The following is a 17,111-nucleotide window of genomic DNA, read 5'->3' on the forward strand; positions in this document are numbered from 1 at the left end:
GCTCCGGGCCGCTGCGAAGGCGGCCCGGATGCATTGCGATTACTCTTTCACGACGCCTGTCGCGAGAGTGTATTCGTCGGTCCGAGGGATGTAGCTCAGACCTTTTTTGGCCGCCCAGGTGTTGACCTGGAAGTGCGTCGGAATGATCGCCACGTTCTCGATCGCGCGCTCTGTCGCCGCGGCGAGCAGTTCCTGCCGCTTTGCGTCATCGACTGTTCGCAGGGCTTCTTCGATCAGTGCGTCGGTTTCAGCATCCGAGTGCCGGCCACGGTTCGATGATCCAAAGCCCGCATCCTTGTCATGGGTGTGGATCAGCGATTTGAGAGGCGAGGACGCTTCGCCGGACCCCGCGCCCCATCCGACGAGGATAAAGCTGAACTCCGGCAGACCCTCTGGGCTGCCTTTGGACGCGCGTCCAAAGTATACCGAACGCGGCATTGTTTCGACGGCTGTCTTGATGCCAACACGGGTCAACATTTGCGCAATTGCCTCGGCAATTTTGGCGTCGTTGATGTAACGGTCATTCGGCCCATGGATTGTCATTTCAAATCCATCGGGATAACCGGCTTCAGCCAGAAGCGCTTTAGCACCGTCCGGGTCATAAGCCACGACGTCCAGATTGTCGGACACGCCAAAGAACCCCTCGGGCAGAAGCTGGCCGGCGGGCAGGGCAACCCCCTCCATGACACGCTCAACGATTGCATCGCGGTTGATCGCCATGCTGATCGCCTTGCGGACGCGGACGTCCATGAGGGGGTTCTTGATATCGCCGCCACCGTTGGCCTTCACAAAGGGTGAATCCTCGCGGAATTGGTCCATGTGAAGATAGATCACTCGGTTGGACACGCCCTGGCTCAGCTGGATACCATCATTGCCCTGAAGTGTTGTGATATCGGTCGTTGGTACGCCCGATATCATGTCGACGTCACCGGCAAGAAGCGATGCAACACGGCTCGGACCGGACGTGATTGGGCGGAATTCCACCTCGGACCAGATCGGCGCGTCACCCCAGTAGTCGTCGTTCCGCACCAGTACGATGCTTTCACCCGGTGTGTAACTTTGGAACTTGAACGGCCCTGTGCCGATGGCGGCCGTACCCGCGTTGAAGTCTTCCGTCGTTGCTTCGCAGCCCACTTCTGAGATCACAGGGATCGTGGAAATGTCATTGCCCATCAACGGATAAGGTGCGGCCGTTTTGAAGTGCACCGTGTAGTCATCGATCTTGATGACTTCCTTACCCTTTAGATAGGTGCCGTATCCCGATGGAGAGTTCGGTACGTCCGGCGCGCGCGCCATGGTGCAGACTACATCGTCCGCCGTAAAGTCACTTCCGTCGTGAAACTTTACGCCCTCACGCAGCTTGAACTCCCAAGTCAATTCATCAATCGGCTCCCATGACACGGCAAGACCCGGCGATAGGCGCTGCTTCTCATCCTGCGCGATCAGCCGGTCAAAGATGTGCACGGACATCGCATTGTTCGGACCCAGGTTGTGAAAATGCGGATCGAGTGACGTCGGCTCCGAAGCGAGGCCGATCGTTAGTTTTTCGGCCGAAACAGCACCGGCGCCGAAAGCCAAAATGCTGACAGCGACGGCTGTCACAGATGTGAGTTTCCTCATCAAAAAGACTCCCTGTTTGTTTGGCGCTTGTGAATGGGCGAATCTTTGGCCGATCCCGCGCCCTATTAAAAAAGGCTAGCTACCGCAAAAATCATTGCCAATACATATTGCTATGCGACTTTGCATAGACCAATCCAAGAGTTTGGATGTTCAGCCGCTCGTACCGGGGGAGTAATGTAGCATGACGGAACACAGACACAGACTGCGCGAGTTCGAGTCGCTAAGAGCCGTGATCACGACTGGGACAACCATCGGCGCCGCGCGGCGTCTCGGGATTTCGCAGTCTGCCGTGAGCCGGTCCTTATCACAACTCGAGGCCCGTGTTGGGCGAACGCTCTTTCTCCGGCGATCGGGACGTATCGACCCAACAGACGAAGCCTTGCGTCTCAACGAAAAACTGGACCCAATTTTCGAGACGCTGGCGGACATTGAGGGCGCAGAATGGGCTACTCCGGATAACGAGCCGTTACGCCTGATCGTGCCGCCGACTCTGGCACATCACTTTGTCATCTCCAGGGTGGCCAGTTTTCTCAAGAAGAATGAAGGAAAGCAGCTTCAATTGGATATTCAGGCCACGGACGTGCTGGTCGCCGGCATTCTCGACCTCCGCTATGATCTTGGTTTGACGAGTGCGATGATCCAACGAACGGGTGTTCATCTCAAGCCTTGGCGCCGCAGTCAGGTGGTCTGCGCCATGCCGAGCAACCATCCGCTATCGGAAAAACGAGTGGTGACGCCGCACGACCTTGAAGGCGTCGCGCTGATCGAGTTTCTGCGAAGGCTGGGGACGCGAGCGATCACCGAAAAGATCTTTGCGCGCGCTGGAATTCGGCCGAAACAAGTCGCAGAAACGGCAACGAACATGGCCGCACTGGAGCTCGTCCGCGAGGGTTTGGGCGTGACGCTGATCAATCCCTTCCCGTTGTTGTCGTCAGGGATGGAAGGTGTCGTCGTCAGGCCATTTGACGCAGCCATTTTTTATGACACGAGCTTTGTACTTCCATCAGGCAGGCCACCTTCTCAGCTTGCCCGCCAGTTCATGCAATTTGTCAAGTTGACGACGCCGCAGGACAAATACTCAGAGCCCGTCTAGCGCAGCATCTTAGCCGACCACGAGGTGTCGACGTCCATCGGAAAGTTCGGTCGTGGCAAATTCGCAAACGGCCAGCGGTCGTGAACTGGCGACGTAAGCCCGCCCGTGTCGACCTCAAATACCTGGTTTGGCCCAAACCAGTTGGAAAACCCGGCCCGAAAGTGGCCTCGGGATTTCACAACAACAGTCCGGGCAGCCGCAATATCCAGCCCGAACATATGAAAGAACACGGGGTCGGCAGTCTGTGTGCGATCGGTGATCACCACCACGGTGATACCACCAATACGAAGCGCAGCGGATGGCCCTAGGGCCAATCTCCGACCAGCCGTCATGCCCAGTTCACCTACCACATCTCCATTATGGAGACCCAAGACCTCTGCATCCGCCTCAAAAGGCACATCCCATTGCGCCCAGAAAGCGCTGGAATCGGAAGACCGGTTGAATCGTGCCCTGAATTTGCCGCCGACACCGATGCCATGGGCTTCGTTCGCAAGTTCCGGATCACAAAAGGAACCGAATAGGCATTCTTCGACTTTTGCCGCATGAAGAGCGGCTAACAGTTCCGTCGTCCTGCCACTGCCGCCGCCACCAGGATTGTCACCGGCATCGGAGAAAATCACAGGCGTGCGCGCTTGGTCAGCGGAAATTGAGATCGCTTCCGTCACGGATGTCAGTTTCCGAACGAAATCCTTCCTCAATGACCAGGCCATGTCTGCCAATTCTTCCGCCAGTGCATTGGCCGCCTTCTGGTCCTCACGCGCGGTGACAACGATGCTCAGACCGTTGTCGGGCGTGTCGGAGAAAAGAAAATTACCGAAGATCGATACGTTTAGAATCTCACCTCGACCTTCGGCTTGTCGTCGCTGACCATGGTCGATCAGCGCGCCATACGGGTGCTCGGCACTTAGCAGGGTCACGGATGCCGGAACAAGAGGCAGTTTAACATGCGCGGTTTGGGGCCGGACGCCCGACGCCAAAACCCGGCGCAACGAAAAGGCGGCTTCCTCGCCACGTTCTATTTGATCGACGTGAGGATTGGTCCGATAGCCGACGATCAGGTCACAGGCATCGACCATCCGTTGTGAGATATTTGCATGCAAATCGAGTGTCGCGATGACAGGTACGTCCGGTCCGACAACTCTCCGAATGCGTGACATCAACAAACCGTCGGGGTCGTGGTCGTGCTCGGCAACCATCGCGCCGTGATTGCAGATGTAGACTGCGTCGACAGGGCCAGCTGAGCGAAGCATGTCTTCCGAAGTCACCATGATCTCTTCGATCACGGTTTTTCGTACTGGACCTGCGGGATGGCTGGCTGCCAAGATACAGGGTACCGGCGTCCAGTCGCCCGTAGCATCCATCGCCCGGACAAAGGCCGCAAATTCTATTGCCAGCTTTGGTGTCGCGGATCTGGCTTCAGATATCAAAGCATCGCTTGTAAGCCATGTCAGAGACTTAAAGTCTGACAAATCAGCCGGGGGTGCAAAGCGATTTGACTCGAGAATTGCGCCAAGGAGGGCGATCTTTGGAGCCGTCATGCGAGAGGCCTTTGGAAATGCAACACAGTGCGAGGAAACATGAGTAAGTGATTTCAATCAAGATATCATGCGTCTTCTCTGTTCTAGGAAAACCACTGCCGCCTTGCGTCTTTCCTATAACGCGACGCGCAAACGATCAGTGCCACCCGTTATGCTGACAGAAGTTTCCGGAGAATTCGTAAAGATTGTTTGGGCCGATGACCCAGACGTTCACCTCATGCGCGGCGCACCGGATCGCCCACCCGCCCGGTTCAATCGCCGGGGGCAGGACGCTTTGTATCTGAGCCCTGATGTCGAAAGCGCAAAAGTCGCTATTGGTCAGGACGTTAGGAAGGATGATCGCCCGCGGGTTGTGCTGACCTTCGAGGTGGAACGATGTGCGTTATTCGATCTGCGCAGCCCCGAAGCCGCGGATATCTATGCACTCGCCAGTCAGCCCTGGCGCAAACTCTTAGCTGCGGGCGGAGAGCCGTCTTCATGGCTCGCTGCTGATCGGCTCAGAACAGATCGGCATATCGGGTTGATTGACCCTTCGCGAAGGCGTCCGGGTCTTTGGCACATAACTTTATTTCGATGGAGCGAGCCAGGCGCACCTGGCGTGTTTCGGCGTAGTGAAGTGAAGCCGGTTTCCGTCCTGCCGGATTATCGGTGACGTTTAAGGTGCGACCAACTATCATTTCGCAATTATGGTCATCGCGAAAATTGGCTGTGTGGAGGACATTGTCATGAGTTCTCTTCTGGCACGCCAATGACATTTTTTTGCATGTTGTTTGAGCGCTCGTGACAGTCTGCTTTCAGTGCCAAAATGTAGCTTCGCTTTGGGTAACGAAAGGCGGCTTTGGGCCGCCCGTTTCAAAAAGAATTTGTGTTCAAGATGCTGGCGGGCACATGACTTCGATCAAGGAAGGGCCGTCACGTGATAGCCCCGCGGAAAGGGCTTTTGCAAAGCTATCGGTGTCTTCAATTCGTATTCCGGGAACCCCATGCCCTTTAGCGAGCGCAACCCAATCAAGCGTTGGGTTTTCCACATCAAACATTGCCTCCGCATTCTTGCCAAAACTCTCAACACCGACATTTGCCAGCTCATCTCGAAGGATTTGATAGCCGCGGTTTGCAAAAACAATCACCGTAACGTCCAGGCTTTCGCGTGCCATCGTCCACAAAGATTGCAACGTATACATGGCTGATCCATCGCCTGTTAGAGCAATTACTTTTCTATCTGGACATGCAATTGCTGCGCCGGTTGCGCACGGTAGGCAAAGCCCTATCGCACCACCGGTTCCCCCAAGCAAGTCATGTGGTCGCGCGGTTGCAGTCGGAGGAATGACGTGAAACCCGGACGTCACGGATTCATTGCAAACGATAGCATTCTCGGGAATGAGGGCCGCTAACGCTTGGCCGACTTTCGCTAGGGTGAGATCTCCGGTTGGGATTGGAGGCAGGTCGAGAGCGTATGTGTTCAGCTGTGTCTTGCTCGAAACACCAACCGCATCTGCCAGTGTTTGAAGAGTCCAGGCAATATCATCCGTCGGAGCACACAGGCTTGAAACCGTGCAACCGGCGGGCTCGGGTGTGCTCGGTTTGCCCGGGTATGCAAAGAAGGCAACGGGTTGGTCGGCGCCGATCAAAGTGATTGACGATGTCTGTTCAAGCTGAGCGATCTTGGGTGCAATTGGATACACAAGTTGATCCAATTTGGCAGCCCCGGCCCCCTTCGAAATTCGAGGGATTAGAGTATCCGCCAACAGGCGGCATCCGGTTTTGACGGAAATTTTTCCAGCCAGTACACGAAGTGGACCAAAAAGCGCGGAACCACCTATCATCAAAGCCGCGTTTGCAGTCTTCAGACGCATGGCTGCGGCCTCGATGCCTTCCAAGGACGGGCGATGAAGTGGTTGGGCCAGAATGCTATTCGTCGCAGGGCCAGTCGCTGCATCCCAAGCAGTATCGGCGGGAAGAACAAGAGTGGCGATCTGGCCGTTTTGAGATCGGGCGGCCTGGATGGCTGCGGCCCCGTCCGATGCGACGCTTGTGGCCTGATCAGAAACTCGTGTCCAATGGCTTATGGCCTGACTTACGCCAATAATGTCGCCTCTGAGTGGGCTTTCATAGCGCAGGTGATGTGTTGCGTGATCTCCCACCACATTCACGATCCCGGACCCTGATTTTCGGGCGTTGTGTAGATTGGCAAATGCGTTGCCTAGCCCCGGTGCAAGATGCAGCAGAGTGCCGGCGACGTCCCGTTTCATGCGGTAATAGCCATCAGCGGCGCCCGTCGTTCCACCTTCGAACAGGCACAGAACACAGTTCATCTCGGGATGTCTATCAAGAGCCGCAACAAAGTGCATTTCAGACGTGCCTGGATTGGCGAAAACCGTATCCACACCATTGTGAAGAAAGGTTTTGACTAACGATTCTGCGCCATTCATTCGATCACCGCCAACTCTGATTTCAACGAACTTTATGGGAGAGACAATCTAAAAGTAACTGAAAAAGCTTTCGATGATGTGCAGGCCGTCAATCGTCATCGATGCCCTCGCCCGTAAGACATGCCATGTTGAACAACGCGAAATCGCGGTGGTTTTCGGCCAGTTCAAGTCGAACTCGGGTCGCCCAGACATGCTTGGGTTTTGGCGGCCGCTTCTGACCGACGATACGTCCTTTGTTCCAGGTTGGGCGAAGCGCGCGAACGGCAGGTATGTTTGGGTTTCCATGACTGATCCTCCGATCCGCCATGCCCTCCCACAACGACAACCCGACATTGACGAGAAACAATATTACAGGATGCTGCGTCGCCTCAGAGGCCTGCTGGGAGCTCGACGTAGCCATCCATCGTTGCTTGAGCAGGACAATAAATTGCGCATTTGACAACAAGTATTTGCGGCCCACATGCTGAAACGTGAAAATCGAGGTGTAACGACCAAAGGTAATTTCATGTTTAGATCATCAACCCGAAGTGAAGCAGAAAGTTTGTTAAGCGGACTTGCTCTTGGATTTTCTGCGGACCCGTTCATGCGTTGGCTGTATCCTGAACCTGCCGATTTCCTTACCCACTTCCCGCGAGTAATGGATTTCTTTGGCGGGCGTGCATTTGAACAGGGTAGCGCGTTTCGGAACGATGATTTCACTGCTGGCGCACTTTGGCTTCCGCCAAGCATTCACCCTGACGAAGAACGGCTTGTCGCCTGTTTTGAGCAGACGGTCTCACCAGAAAAGCATGATGCGTTGTTCGAAACCTTCGGGCAGATGGACAATTATCATCCCGATGAGGATTGCTGGCATTTAGCATTTATTGCGGTCGATCCAATTCGCCAAGGAAAAGGATTGGGGTCCGCGTTGCTTGAATGCTGCCTCAAACGTTGTGATGAAGATGGAAGACCTGCTTACTTAGAGTCGACAAACCCTACAAATCTATCGCTGTATAAGCGCTATGGTTTCCAAGAGATGGGTCTAATCAAAGCCGACCAAGCCCCACCCCTGTTTCCGATGTTTCGAGCCGCCCAATAGCGGTAGATCAAACGGCTGCATTGTCTGCAATCTGTGAGTTCGGCAGTTTCAGGATATTTATGTCCGTAGCGAATGGCCGGTCTGGTGAAGCCGCACTGCGGCACCAGTGACTGCGATGAATGTCTCTTATGGGCCGTTCTCCAAGTTTCCTTTCGACGTTGAGTTACTTGAGGCCGGTACCGCTTTGGAGGTTGGAGGGCATCCTTTGTGCGTATTTCGGAAGCCGCTTCCCGGTCAGGGCCCAAAATCGATACAATCCGCTATTACGAGGCGGCGGTGGTAGTTCCAAACGTGGCCCATGGTACGGACGGGCAACGTAGTTTTTACGACCCGGTCGGGCTTTGCGGTGCTGGCGCTTTGCCGGTTTCGGGGTGCAGTGAACCATGCGGGGCAGGCCCTAGCCGGAATCTCGGCCCTTGCCTCCACCCTGGTTTGCCGACGCCCCGAGGGGGCAACCTGATACCGGAGGCATGAATTCTCTTCACATTCCTGTGCCAGCCCTTTGCAGACAGGTGTCCAGCCGTCAGGATTGCGCATCCCCCGACCGGAGATTCCAATGCGCCGTCCTGTCCTGTTCGCCTTTCTCTTCGTCGCCGGTACAGCGCTCGCCAGCCCCGACCGCTGGGAACTTGAGTGGCCGCAGACCAATTTCAGCCGCAGTGCGGTCACGGATTGGTCCGAGATTCAGTCCGGCGGTCCGCCCAAGGACGGAATCCCTGCGATCAGCGATCCCAATTTCCTGCGCGTTTCTGACGAAACGAGACTGGGTAAACGCGAGCCAGTAATCACGCTTGAGATCGACGGGGCCGAGCCTCGAGCCTATCCGATACGCTATCTGGTATGGCACGAGATCGTGAATGACAGCGTCGGCGGTATCCCGGTGGCCGTCACCTTTTGCCCATTGTGCAATTCCGGCATGAGCTTCGATCGGCGCACCGCTGCGGGCACGCTCACATTCGGCGTCTCAGGTAAGCTGCGCCATTCCGACATGTTGATGTATGACCGCGAAACTGAAAGCTGGTGGCAGCAGGCCATCGGCCGGGCCATCGTCGGCGATCTGACAGGCACCGAATTGAAGACCCTGCCCACTTGGATGGAAAGCTGGGAGGAGTTCAGCAGCCGTAACCCGGATGGGCTGGTGATGAACGAACCGGCCTATATTCGCGACTATGGGCGCAACCCTTATCGCGGCTATGACACCCTGTCGCGGCCCTTTCTCTATTCCGGTGAAAACCCGCCCCATGGCATCAACCCACTGGCGCGCGTGATCCGCGTCGGCGACAAAGCCTGGACTCTGGAGAGGCTGAGAGCAGAGGGCGAGATCTCTGAGGCCGGGATAACGCTCTCCTGGCGCGCGGGGCAGGCCTCGGCCCTCGACACCGGGCGCATCGCCAAGGGGCGCGATGTAGGCTCAGTCCGGGTGCGTAACGCATCGGGACAGGATATCGCCCATGATGTCATGTTCGCCTTTGCATTCCACGCCTTCTGGCCGGAAGGCAGATGGATGCTGGCCGACGGGGGTGAACGTACGCTCTCGAAATGACCGCTTGACGGACGCGGGCCAGACAGCCATCAGCCGCGTGCAATCAAGTTAGCAATGCCCCTGCCGTTCCGACGAAGAGAACGCACCATGCAACGTTTCAAGCGTATGCGAAGTTTGCTGAAATTCGCCTCCGTCCACTCCTCCGTCTAAAACCATTTCAACCAGGAAAGATCGCTCACCAGCCGAGACACCCTCAAGCTGACACGGTCCGCCGCTCTTGCCGAGTTGCGCAAACTTGGTGCTGTATATTGGTGCTGTATAAAGGACAGTTCTTTTGGCCTAACGGAGACAGGTTCGAATTTGTCTGACAGCACCTTTGTCTGACAGCACCGGTCAAGCACCCGCGGCCAGTGATACTAGCGATTCGGGTTCCATGCCGTTGACGCCGGCGTCGGAGACTAAGTTGCTTGCAAGCAAGTTTTTGAAAACGCTTCCGTTCCACTGCTTTCCCTAGCGTAAACTTATCTCCTTGCATTGCTGTGTCGCAGAAAGGATAAAATCTCAATTGGAGATAATGCGGGGTGGGCCCGCAAGACACTAGGACTTAAGACAATGGAAAAAATCCAGAACTTCACAGCGATTTGGAAAGATGCGATGGGCGAATTTCCCCTCAAAGCCGCAGTCTTCGAAAATGCGTTCAGAACTTCCACATCGCTGAGCGAAAAACTGTCGCGCATTTCATTAGAAGCGGCTGAAAAATCAACGGATATTTCCAGCGTGTGGACCAAAGATACCATTGTCAAGCTGACCGAAGTGTCAAAAGCCAAGGCGGAGCCAACTGAGTACGCAAAAGCTGCCACAGATTTTTTGTCGGGCGCTACCGAAGACGCCACTGAAATGATGTTTGCTTTTGCCGAGATCGCCAAGAAAGCCCAGATAGACACTGTCGAGTTGCTGATGACCGCCGGCAGAGACATCACCAAAGAATCCGCCGCTGCAAAGAAAGCCTTAGCAGCCTAATTCGGAACAAGAGAACAGAATTGCGCCGTTTCTTATTAATTGGTGCAATAGAGAAGGGCAGATTGAAGAATCTGCCCTTTATGCGCGTGTGTAAGAGGATCGAAACGTTATGTATGATATGCTCCGGTGCGCACCTATGTAACGTAGCCCTATGTAAAGGCGGCGTGAATATCGCTTATTTACAAGCCTCCGATGGGGGAAACCATTGATCGCCGTCGAAAAAGATATCCGTATCCTGTCATCCTTTTGGGAATTTTTTGGTCAAGAAGCGGTTGCTCGTTCCACAGGGATAAATGATTGGTTAACCCGTAGACTATTAGTTTATGACAACCCAAACTTTGGCGGTGTAGCGAATGTCGGCAATGCGGGCTGCGCTGCAGCGTTCCGAAGGTACAACGCAGGTCTGGTTTGGGCCGTCCTTGCCGAGTCGGAAAGGATCTGTCGGTTGGATGCTGCGCTGCCTCCGAGGTCTGCACTGAGCCCAACCTGTACCCTGGATTTTATTGCTGCATGCGCTTGTAGCAGTAACAACATTGCAACTGCCGAATATCTTGTGCGGCCAAGCAGCGGAAAGAACTGTCATTCATGCAAATAGCAGCGATGCTCGCGGCGGCAGTTCACAGTTTGCTCAACAAAGCCGTCCTTCACTTCATCCGCAACAGCTATCGCCTAGCTGAATTGGTGGACACGGGACCGTCGCATATGAACAGTAAACACAACAGTCGCCTTCCAACGGCTTCAAAACTGTTTTGCACGACTTGCATTCATAGAACCACTGGCAAGCATCCGTTGGCATTTGCTCGGTTTCACTGTGGCCGCACTTCGGGCAAATCAGGGTGCTTTCTAGGACTACAGTTTGTTTTGTCATAGTCTCACATCTGCATGATCAGGTAATCGTTAATCCGTGCCTCGTTAAACACAACGACCCAAGCCACGCCGGTGATTAGAGTTGTTCCTGCAAGCCGCCATTTTAACGTCGGTAAGGAACCGCGCCGATAAGATACCAGCCACGATATCGCGACGAGTGCCGTTGGAATCGTCAGCACATAGTAACTCGCTGCCGCAACCTTCCCAAAGATTGCCAACCAACTGCCGCCCAGCCCCAGTAACATCATCATCATGGGCAAAACGCAGCAAGTCGCGACGCCAAGCGCTGATAGCGATCCCAAATAGCTGAGGCTAAGGTACTTCTGCATTCTGTTTCCCTGATGGACTACGTCGCGCGGAGTTGTAGAGACAACAACCTCTCGTATAACTTCTGTAGCCACTACAGGATCAAGACAGGAAATCTCACATGTTTGCGATTGGGGAGGCATCCCGGCAAAGCGGTGTCGGAATTGAAACTATCCGCTGCTACGAACGCGAAGGGATCGTGCCGAAACCAGAAAGGGCATCGAATAATCGACGCATGTACTCTGCGCACGATGTGGGACGGCTTTGTTTTCTAAGGAAGTGCCGAGACTTGGGTTTTGCGCTTGCCGATGCAATGGTGCTTCTCAACCTGTCCGAAGGTGATAGCGAGGATTGCCAATCCGTTAAGGAACTGGCCGAGCTTCATATCTCCAATGTGCGTATGAAGATAATCGAACTTAAGCGATTGGAGGCCGCCCTGAATGAACTTACGGCCAACTGTAACATCGGTAACGTTTCTTGCCCGATGCTTACGCAGATACGGACCTACTAATGGCACTTTGAGGCTCGCAGTCGCCCTATGCCAACGCAGCATGACCCAAGATTCGGGCCGCGCAGAATCTACCGTTCGTTAGAGAGGTCAACTCGTTGGTTTAGTAATGTTTCAATCAATCAACGAACATTTGTGCCTGGCCACGGTGTTCTTGAAGCACGCGGCGATTTCGGACAGTGAGCCCTACCTGCCGTGCCTGAGCAATCAGTTTGCTGCATACGCATTCGGCAGGTTTTATCAGAAGCCGACCTCTGATTTCCGAAACGCAGAGCAATGCGTTCTGCTTATCTTTGTCCCAAATTGGGCTAGGCAGACTCAGATCTTCTGTTGCTTTCCATTGTATCAAGGCTTGTATCGTGTGTACTCAAAGTCCATATACACAAGGCTTACGTTTTTCTTTTTCGACCTGCTGTCTCCCAAACTCGGCGTTCAGTCTTTCGATTCAGACCGACCACGCCGAGTCGCCGCAATAATGCGGGCGGCAAGTATTAGGAGACTTCCACCATGGCAAATGGCACAGTAAAATGGTTCAACTCGACCAAAGGTTTTGGCTTTATCGAGCCTGAAGATGGTAAGCGCGATGTGTTCGTGCATATCTCAGCACTTGAACGTTCCGGCATCAGCGAATTGAAAGACGGCCAGAAGGTCACTTTTGACGTCGAAGCTGGCCGTGACGGACGCGACAGCGCCGCCAATCTGGCACTGGCCTGACCTTTTACGGGCACCCTTTTGGGGTGCCCGTTTGCACAATGGGCTGCTAAAAGCCCTTGGAGAAAAAGTCAGTTGCAACCTAAAGACTGGACGCGGGTGCTCGCGCAATACCGTGTTGCCGATGCAAAGCGCAGTATTTATGAAATTGCGATCACCGTTGTCCCCTTATTCGCGCTATGGGCTCTAGCGTGGATGGCTTTATATTTTAGTGTCTGGATCGCATTTTTACTGGCCGTCCTGAATGCCGCATTTCTGGTCCGTATCTTCATCATTATGCATGATTGCGGTCATGGATCTTTCTTTAGAAGTCGCACTGTTTGCAATTGGACCGGCCGGGTTCTGGGTGTTCTTGCCCTGACACCCTATGACGTTTGGCGGCAAAGCCATGCGATTCACCACGCTTCAACCGGTAACCTTGATCGGCGTGGTATGGGTGACATTCCTACATTGACCATTGAGGAATACCTGAAACGGAATTGGTTCGGGCGTGCCGCTTACAGGTTAATCCGGAACCCCTTCTTCCTGTTCTGTATCGTACCGGTGTACACGTTCTTTTTTCAAAATCGCTTGCCCTTTGGTTTCATGCGGTCAGGCTGGCTGTATTGGGCAAGTGCGATGGGAACAAACGCTGCAATTGCAGGGGTATTGGCCCTAGTTTTTTGGGCCGGAGGCATTGAGGTTTTAGCGTATGTTTTCCTACCAACCATGATTGTCGCATCATCGATTGGTATTTGGCTTTTCTATATTCAACACCAGTTTGAACACACGACCTGGGAACGGGAAGAGGGGTGGAACCTTCAGAACGCCGCATTCTATGGAAGTTCTCACTATGCCCTGCCAGGCATCCTGCGGTGGTTCTCTGCCAATATCGGTGTACACCATGTTCACCACCTTGCCAGCCGCATACCGTTTTATCGGCTAAACGAGGTTTTGCGTGACCATTCCGAGTTGGAAAATTGCCAGCGTATTACTCTATATGAGAGCCTTCATTGCGCACGATTGCATCTTTGGGATGAAGAAAGTCAGCGCCTGCTGACGTTTTCTCAGGCTTTGTCGAACGCCAATCCCAACAAGAGTCTAGTGTAATCTGGCGCGCACCAAAAAGGCTTCGACAGTATCACCGCCGAGGGCGCGAATGGCCTCTAGTCGGTGAAGGCCTTCAATCAGCACGAACCGCTTGTTGTCCGCACGTATCTGGATCGGCGTCTTCTGGCCATTCTTCAGGATATCTTCTGCCAGCGTCAGAACCTTTTGTTGATCAAGTGTTTTGGCCCGTTTCACAGGTACATAGATCAGGTCGAGCGGATATGGTTTTTTCTCCAACATAAGCTACGTGTGCGCCTTTCTTGCGTTTATTCCGGTTCGAAGTTCGCTTCAAAGGCAGGCGCTGGAACGTGCGTCATAGAACCGAACGAACAGCATCGCGCAGCTCCTGATGCATGATCCAAGTCGCTGGTTCATCGTCACTTTTGACGTGAGAAAACGCCAATACCTGAGCGGCGCCATCATTCTGTGCCGATCCGGCTTCGGGAAGCTCGAGTTCCAGATATTCTGCAATCGATAGCCCGATTTTATTGAAGACCTTGACGGACGCCTCGCGCGATTTGTAACCAGCTGCCTTGGTTAACTGACCAATGCTCAGTCCTTCCTTGCCTGCGATTGTAAGTGCTTTGAGCATGGTGACCTGCGCAGTGGAGAGCCTGATCTGACGCAATGCTTCGACATATTCTCCTTCACTGGGAATGAAGTTGCCGGAGTTCGCCTCCAAACGACGTCGAGCGCTGCGTTTCCTGTCTCGTTCTTCGAGAATTTCTCTTAAGGCTTCAATGGCCAATGACGGTGTTTCGCCAACTGCATCAGCAATCAAACCTTGCGTTTTCGCTGGTGGCTTGGGGAATGCGCGCGCAACGCTGTTACCGCTCAGAATGCCAGCCTTAATCAAGTACTTTCCAAATTCTACTTCGATCACTTCTGATACGTCGGCGTTCCGCGTCTTGCGAACACTGCGGTCCTGAAATGCTCTTTGTTCCAGACCACGCACTGACATCTTTGAGTCAGAAAGGGTCACTTGAGGGGCATTTTTACGCATCAGAGAAACACCACTACAATTACCGCTGCAACAAACACTGCTAACGCCATAGATATCTTAATCCCGTGGGACCGGCGACGCGCCTTTTCGGCTTTGATCCTTTTGCCAAGATTTTCGTCAATCGAGTTATGGTTCACGGCTTGGTCCTTCCGGATTTGTCAGGCGATATTGATTTCCACGAACCTATTTTCGTGGAATATTTTCGGCGCACTTATCGTTCTGTCGTGTGAACGGCCGATTGCATTCCCAACCATCACCTCTTCGATTCAAATGAGCGTTTGAAGGAACAAGGATCGCATCGCACCTGTCCCGGTTTGCGCGAAAACCACGTTCGCATTTCCATCCAGAGTGGGAATCTGGTTCAAGATACGCATGCTGTGGAACAGCCACAGGCTCACAGCCGCTCTCCGCCGCGTTGTAACCTCTGAGGCAAACCCAACCATCCGAGCTTTTTTTATCGCTCAGACGACCGTTTTTTGGGACTTCTATTGCAACACAATCCTGGTTCTCCTTACGAAATCCCCAGTTGCAGTGTATTTCCTGTGCGCCAAACCTGGTTTCGACGTATCCATTTTGAGGTGCAATCAGTTCTTCGCATTTTTCTTCGACACGCTGGAACAGCCGATTGCACTCCCACTGATCTCCGGTTGATGCAAGATAGGCATTTTCAGGAACTCTTATTTCCTCACAGAGATCTCCGACATTCTGAAAACCGTGATTGCATTCCCAGCCAATGCCATAGGAGCTACCCGTCAAATATGCGTTTTCCGGTAAGTCTATTCTTTGGCACGATCCGTTCTTGTTTTCGAAACCTTGGTCACAAACCGATCCATCGGCATTGCCTGCGACTTGGGCAGGAAGCTGCGTCCCTGAGAACAACACCAAGAGTGTCGGGATCAAACAAAGAATGCAGCGCGCAAACAGGATGAATGACTGATTGAAACGGAGCCTGAGACCTGATCTATCGGGCATCATGCACGCAATTTATGAGCCATGTGTTGTTCATACGGCGCTTTCTTTCATGGGTCACGCGATGGCTGGCGCATGTCAGGTGACAGTTGCGAATGCATGTGAGGAACGAGCTCATAGCGAAGACCCCAGCGAAACCCGTTCCTATGCTGGGGCATATGCTACAGTTATTCTGAAGGCCATTGGATCATCGAAGCCGGCAGCATCGCGGCGACGAGTAACTTTCACCAATGCACTTTTGTGGTCCTTAGCCAGAATAGAGTCAAGGAAGTTTCCCTTGTCGCAATGCAAGTACCGCCAGGGCAGGTAGTTTTTGAAACTGCCGGTGACCAAGATCCTTGGTGAACTACCGAAAGAAATTGTCTGGCCTGAGTGCGGCGAAAGAGGAGTATGTGATCAAGGCTTCCCCGTAACTAGGAATGACTGGCCTGATGACATTGGCTGCAACGCAGCGATTTTCGCGCCGCTTCTGCACAAGTGCTCGCGGCGTGATCAAATGGCCGCTCGGTCCCGCACCCTGTAAATTGCGCCTGAGCCGAGAAAACTGTGCTGCGAGCGTACGCAACAAGATTTTGACACTTCCGCTCAGGGCACGCTACGTCCCACTCCTGCGTAAAAGAACTAGAACCACTATGGATTGGCGACCGACAGCGCCGCTCGCCAAACTGTCTCAGATGTCTATGCGCTCTGCAATGCTTAGCGCGTCTTCCAATTCAACGCCCAGGTATCGCACGGTGCTATCGACCTTTGTGTGCCCAAGCAGAAGTTGGACCGCGCGGAGATTTCCTGTCTTGCGGTAGATCTCAGCTACTTTGGTTCGGCGAAGCGAATGCGTGCCATATCCGCTCGGTTCCAATCCGATTGCGGTCACCCAGTCTCGAACCAGCCTGCCATACTGGCGCGTCGAGATGTGTGGTCGATCATGGAATCGGCTTGGAAACATGAACCGGCTAGCAAACATTTCCGGTGATTTTACCCATACCAATACAGTTTCTCGCGTGTTTTCCGTCAGTTCGAATTGAACAGATCGCTTGGTTTTGCTCTGGATCACCGAAACACGCTCACGGACGCGATCGTCTTTGACAAGATCGGTCACAGCGAGTTTGACCAGATCGCAGCCGCGTAGCTTGCTATCAATCGCGACGTTGAACATTGTGAGATCACGCAGATTTCCAGAAAGTTCGAGCCGGGCACGGATCGCCCAGACCTGTTTTGGGAGTAGCGGTCGTTTCTGACCGATGATCCGCCCCTTGTTCCAAGCTCTGGGTTTTGGGGTGACTGCAGGTAGTTGGACTGTCCGCCATCAGCACCCATGGAACAGACTAGGTTGATTGCGTAGCGGAGGATTTCAGGCTCATCGTAACCATCAGAGAGTGGAGATGAGAATGAAATCCGGG

Annotated in this window: 17 protein-coding genes and 2 pseudogenes; 9 read left to right on the plus strand and 10 right to left on the minus strand. The window is 53.7% G+C overall.

Features of this window, described 5'->3' with window-relative positions:
• Positions 1 to 39: 39 nt before the first annotated feature.
• Positions 40 to 1,620, minus strand: coding sequence for an ABC transporter substrate-binding protein (locus tag ACR0DS_RS09445; protein WP_480558685.1), 1,581 nt, complete (start codon positions 1,618 to 1,620; stop codon positions 40 to 42).
• A gap of 181 nt (positions 1,621 to 1,801) precedes the next feature.
• On the opposite strand from ACR0DS_RS09445, the gene ACR0DS_RS09450 reads away from it, so the two are divergent.
• Positions 1,802 to 2,713 (plus strand): LysR family transcriptional regulator, encoded by a 912-nt coding sequence (locus tag ACR0DS_RS09450; RefSeq protein WP_480558683.1) that lies wholly within the window; start codon positions 1,802 to 1,804, stop codon positions 2,711 to 2,713.
• Here the strand turns inward: ACR0DS_RS09450 and ACR0DS_RS09455 are convergent.
• Positions 2,710 to 4,251: a M81 family metallopeptidase gene (locus ACR0DS_RS09455; RefSeq protein ID WP_480486501.1), complete on the minus strand. Its 1,542-nt coding sequence runs from the start codon at positions 4,249 to 4,251 to the stop codon at positions 2,710 to 2,712. The two genes, ACR0DS_RS09450 and ACR0DS_RS09455, sit on opposite strands and share 4 nt — an antisense overlap.
• A 67-nt stretch (positions 4,252 to 4,318) precedes the next feature.
• On the opposite strand from ACR0DS_RS09455, the gene ACR0DS_RS09460 reads away from it, so the two are divergent.
• Positions 4,319 to 4,903 (plus strand): RES family NAD+ phosphorylase, encoded by a 585-nt coding sequence (locus ACR0DS_RS09460; RefSeq protein WP_480492790.1) that lies wholly within the window; start codon positions 4,319 to 4,321, stop codon positions 4,901 to 4,903.
• A 217-nt stretch (positions 4,904 to 5,120) separates the two neighbouring features.
• Here the strand turns inward: ACR0DS_RS09460 and ACR0DS_RS09465 are convergent, their stop codons facing one another.
• Complete coding sequence (locus ACR0DS_RS09465) at positions 5,121 to 6,680, minus strand: acetolactate synthase large subunit (protein ID WP_480473298.1); 1,560 nt, start codon at positions 6,678 to 6,680, stop codon at positions 5,121 to 5,123.
• A 121-nt stretch (positions 6,681 to 6,801) separates the two neighbouring features.
• A pseudogene (locus ACR0DS_RS09470) lies at positions 6,802 to 6,987 on the minus strand (hypothetical protein); the annotation flags it as partial.
• Positions 6,988 to 7,140: 153 nt separating this feature from the next.
• Between ACR0DS_RS09470 and ACR0DS_RS09475 the strand changes: the two are divergent.
• The 4 genes and pseudogenes from ACR0DS_RS09475 to ACR0DS_RS09490 all read left to right on the plus strand — a co-directional run bounded on the left by ACR0DS_RS09475 (position 7,141) and on the right by ACR0DS_RS09490 (position 10,261).
• A complete protein-coding gene (locus ACR0DS_RS09475; RefSeq protein WP_480473296.1) occupies positions 7,141 to 7,758 on the plus strand; it encodes a GNAT family N-acetyltransferase in 618 nt (205 codons plus the stop codon).
• Positions 7,759 to 8,314: 556 nt separating this feature from the next.
• The gene (locus tag ACR0DS_RS09480; protein ID WP_480547654.1) at positions 8,315 to 9,301 is read left to right on the plus strand and encodes a DUF3179 domain-containing protein; all 987 of its coding nucleotides are present in this window, start codon (positions 8,315 to 8,317) and stop codon (positions 9,299 to 9,301) included.
• Positions 9,302 to 9,361: 60 nt separating this feature from the next.
• Positions 9,362 to 9,544: pseudogene (locus tag ACR0DS_RS09485) on the plus strand (IS6 family transposase); the annotation flags it as partial.
• 309 nt (positions 9,545 to 9,853) lie between these two features.
• On the plus strand, positions 9,854 to 10,261 hold the full coding sequence (locus tag ACR0DS_RS09490) for a phasin, PhaP (RefSeq protein ID WP_480482927.1): 408 nt from the start codon (positions 9,854 to 9,856) through the stop codon (positions 10,259 to 10,261).
• A 649-nt stretch (positions 10,262 to 10,910) separates the two neighbouring features.
• Here the strand turns inward: ACR0DS_RS09490 and ACR0DS_RS09495 are convergent.
• Positions 10,911 to 11,129 carry a GDCCVxC domain-containing (seleno)protein gene (locus ACR0DS_RS09495; protein ID WP_237217120.1) on the minus strand — a complete coding sequence of 73 codons (219 nt, stop codon included), beginning with the start codon at positions 11,127 to 11,129 and terminating at the stop codon, positions 10,911 to 10,913.
• Between the two features lie 4 nt (positions 11,130 to 11,133).
• On the minus strand, positions 11,134 to 11,457 hold the full coding sequence (locus ACR0DS_RS09500) for a hypothetical protein (protein WP_480558681.1): 324 nt from the start codon (positions 11,455 to 11,457) through the stop codon (positions 11,134 to 11,136).
• 98 nt (positions 11,458 to 11,555) lie between these two features.
• Between ACR0DS_RS09500 and ACR0DS_RS09505 the strand changes: the two genes are divergently transcribed.
• From ACR0DS_RS09505 to ACR0DS_RS09515, 3 genes are all read left to right on the plus strand, one after another.
• Positions 11,556 to 11,945, plus strand: a complete 390-nt coding sequence (locus ACR0DS_RS09505; protein WP_480558679.1) for a MerR family transcriptional regulator — start codon at positions 11,556 to 11,558, stop codon at positions 11,943 to 11,945.
• A 504-nt stretch (positions 11,946 to 12,449) separates the two neighbouring features.
• Positions 12,450 to 12,656 carry a cold-shock protein gene (locus tag ACR0DS_RS09510; protein WP_170430361.1) on the plus strand — a complete coding sequence of 69 codons (207 nt, stop codon included), beginning with the start codon at positions 12,450 to 12,452 and terminating at the stop codon, positions 12,654 to 12,656.
• Positions 12,657 to 12,728: 72 nt separating this feature from the next.
• Positions 12,729 to 13,742: a fatty acid desaturase gene (locus ACR0DS_RS09515; protein WP_480485576.1), complete on the plus strand. Its 1,014-nt coding sequence runs from the start codon at positions 12,729 to 12,731 to the stop codon at positions 13,740 to 13,742.
• Here the strand turns inward: ACR0DS_RS09515 and ACR0DS_RS09520 are convergent.
• The 4 genes from ACR0DS_RS09520 to ACR0DS_RS09535 form a co-directional block, all read right to left on the minus strand.
• Positions 13,734 to 13,982, minus strand: a complete 249-nt coding sequence (locus tag ACR0DS_RS09520; RefSeq protein WP_170452343.1) for a ParB N-terminal domain-containing protein — start codon at positions 13,980 to 13,982, stop codon at positions 13,734 to 13,736. The two genes, ACR0DS_RS09515 and ACR0DS_RS09520, sit on opposite strands and share 9 nt — an antisense overlap.
• Positions 13,983 to 14,055: 73 nt before the next feature.
• The gene (locus ACR0DS_RS09525; RefSeq protein WP_480558677.1) at positions 14,056 to 14,745 is read right to left on the minus strand and encodes a hypothetical protein; all 690 of its coding nucleotides are present in this window, start codon (positions 14,743 to 14,745) and stop codon (positions 14,056 to 14,058) included.
• Positions 14,746 to 14,928: 183 nt separating this feature from the next.
• The gene (locus ACR0DS_RS09530) at positions 14,929 to 15,717 is read right to left on the minus strand and encodes a hypothetical protein (RefSeq protein WP_480616729.1); all 789 of its coding nucleotides are present in this window, start codon (positions 15,715 to 15,717) and stop codon (positions 14,929 to 14,931) included.
• A 667-nt stretch (positions 15,718 to 16,384) separates the two neighbouring features.
• Complete coding sequence (locus ACR0DS_RS09535) at positions 16,385 to 16,957, minus strand: tyrosine-type recombinase/integrase (protein ID WP_480558945.1); 573 nt, start codon at positions 16,955 to 16,957, stop codon at positions 16,385 to 16,387.
• Between the last annotated feature and the right edge of the window lie 154 nt (positions 16,958 to 17,111).

The sequence above is a fragment of the Ruegeria sp. AF5 genome, from assembly GCF_056541905.1.

What these genes read in the sequence shown, in the direction of transcription:
- ACR0DS_RS09445 (WP_480558685.1), bottom strand. Translation starts at nt 1,620, where the DNA reads ATGAGGAAACTCACATCTGTGACAGCCGTCGCTGTCAGCATTTTGGCT.
- ACR0DS_RS09450 (WP_480558683.1), top strand. Translation starts at nt 1,802, where the DNA reads ATGACGGAACACAGACACAGACTGCGCGAGTTCGAGTCGCTAAGAGCC.
- ACR0DS_RS09455 (WP_480486501.1), bottom strand. Translation starts at nt 4,251, where the DNA reads ATGACGGCTCCAAAGATCGCCCTCCTTGGCGCAATTCTCGAGTCAAAT.
- ACR0DS_RS09460 (WP_480492790.1), top strand. Translation starts at nt 4,319, where the DNA reads ATGCGTCTTCTCTGTTCTAGGAAAACCACTGCCGCCTTGCGTCTTTCC.
- ACR0DS_RS09465 (WP_480473298.1), bottom strand. Translation starts at nt 6,680, where the DNA reads ATGAATGGCGCAGAATCGTTAGTCAAAACCTTTCTTCACAATGGTGTG.
- ACR0DS_RS09475 (WP_480473296.1), top strand. Translation starts at nt 7,141, where the DNA reads ATGCTGAAACGTGAAAATCGAGGTGTAACGACCAAAGGTAATTTCATG.
- ACR0DS_RS09480 (WP_480547654.1), top strand. Translation starts at nt 8,315, where the DNA reads ATGCGCCGTCCTGTCCTGTTCGCCTTTCTCTTCGTCGCCGGTACAGCG.
- ACR0DS_RS09490 (WP_480482927.1), top strand. Translation starts at nt 9,854, where the DNA reads ATGGAAAAAATCCAGAACTTCACAGCGATTTGGAAAGATGCGATGGGC.
- ACR0DS_RS09495 (WP_237217120.1), bottom strand. Translation starts at nt 11,129, where the DNA reads ATGACAAAACAAACTGTAGTCCTAGAAAGCACCCTGATTTGCCCGAAG.
- ACR0DS_RS09500 (WP_480558681.1), bottom strand. Translation starts at nt 11,457, where the DNA reads ATGCAGAAGTACCTTAGCCTCAGCTATTTGGGATCGCTATCAGCGCTT.
- ACR0DS_RS09505 (WP_480558679.1), top strand. Translation starts at nt 11,556, where the DNA reads ATGTTTGCGATTGGGGAGGCATCCCGGCAAAGCGGTGTCGGAATTGAA.
- ACR0DS_RS09510 (WP_170430361.1), top strand. Translation starts at nt 12,450, where the DNA reads ATGGCAAATGGCACAGTAAAATGGTTCAACTCGACCAAAGGTTTTGGC.
- ACR0DS_RS09520 (WP_170452343.1), bottom strand. Translation starts at nt 13,982, where the DNA reads ATGTTGGAGAAAAAACCATATCCGCTCGACCTGATCTATGTACCTGTG.
- ACR0DS_RS09525 (WP_480558677.1), bottom strand. Translation starts at nt 14,745, where the DNA reads ATGCGTAAAAATGCCCCTCAAGTGACCCTTTCTGACTCAAAGATGTCA.
- ACR0DS_RS09530 (WP_480616729.1), bottom strand. Translation starts at nt 15,717, where the DNA reads ATGCCCGATAGATCAGGTCTCAGGCTCCGTTTCAATCAGTCATTCATC.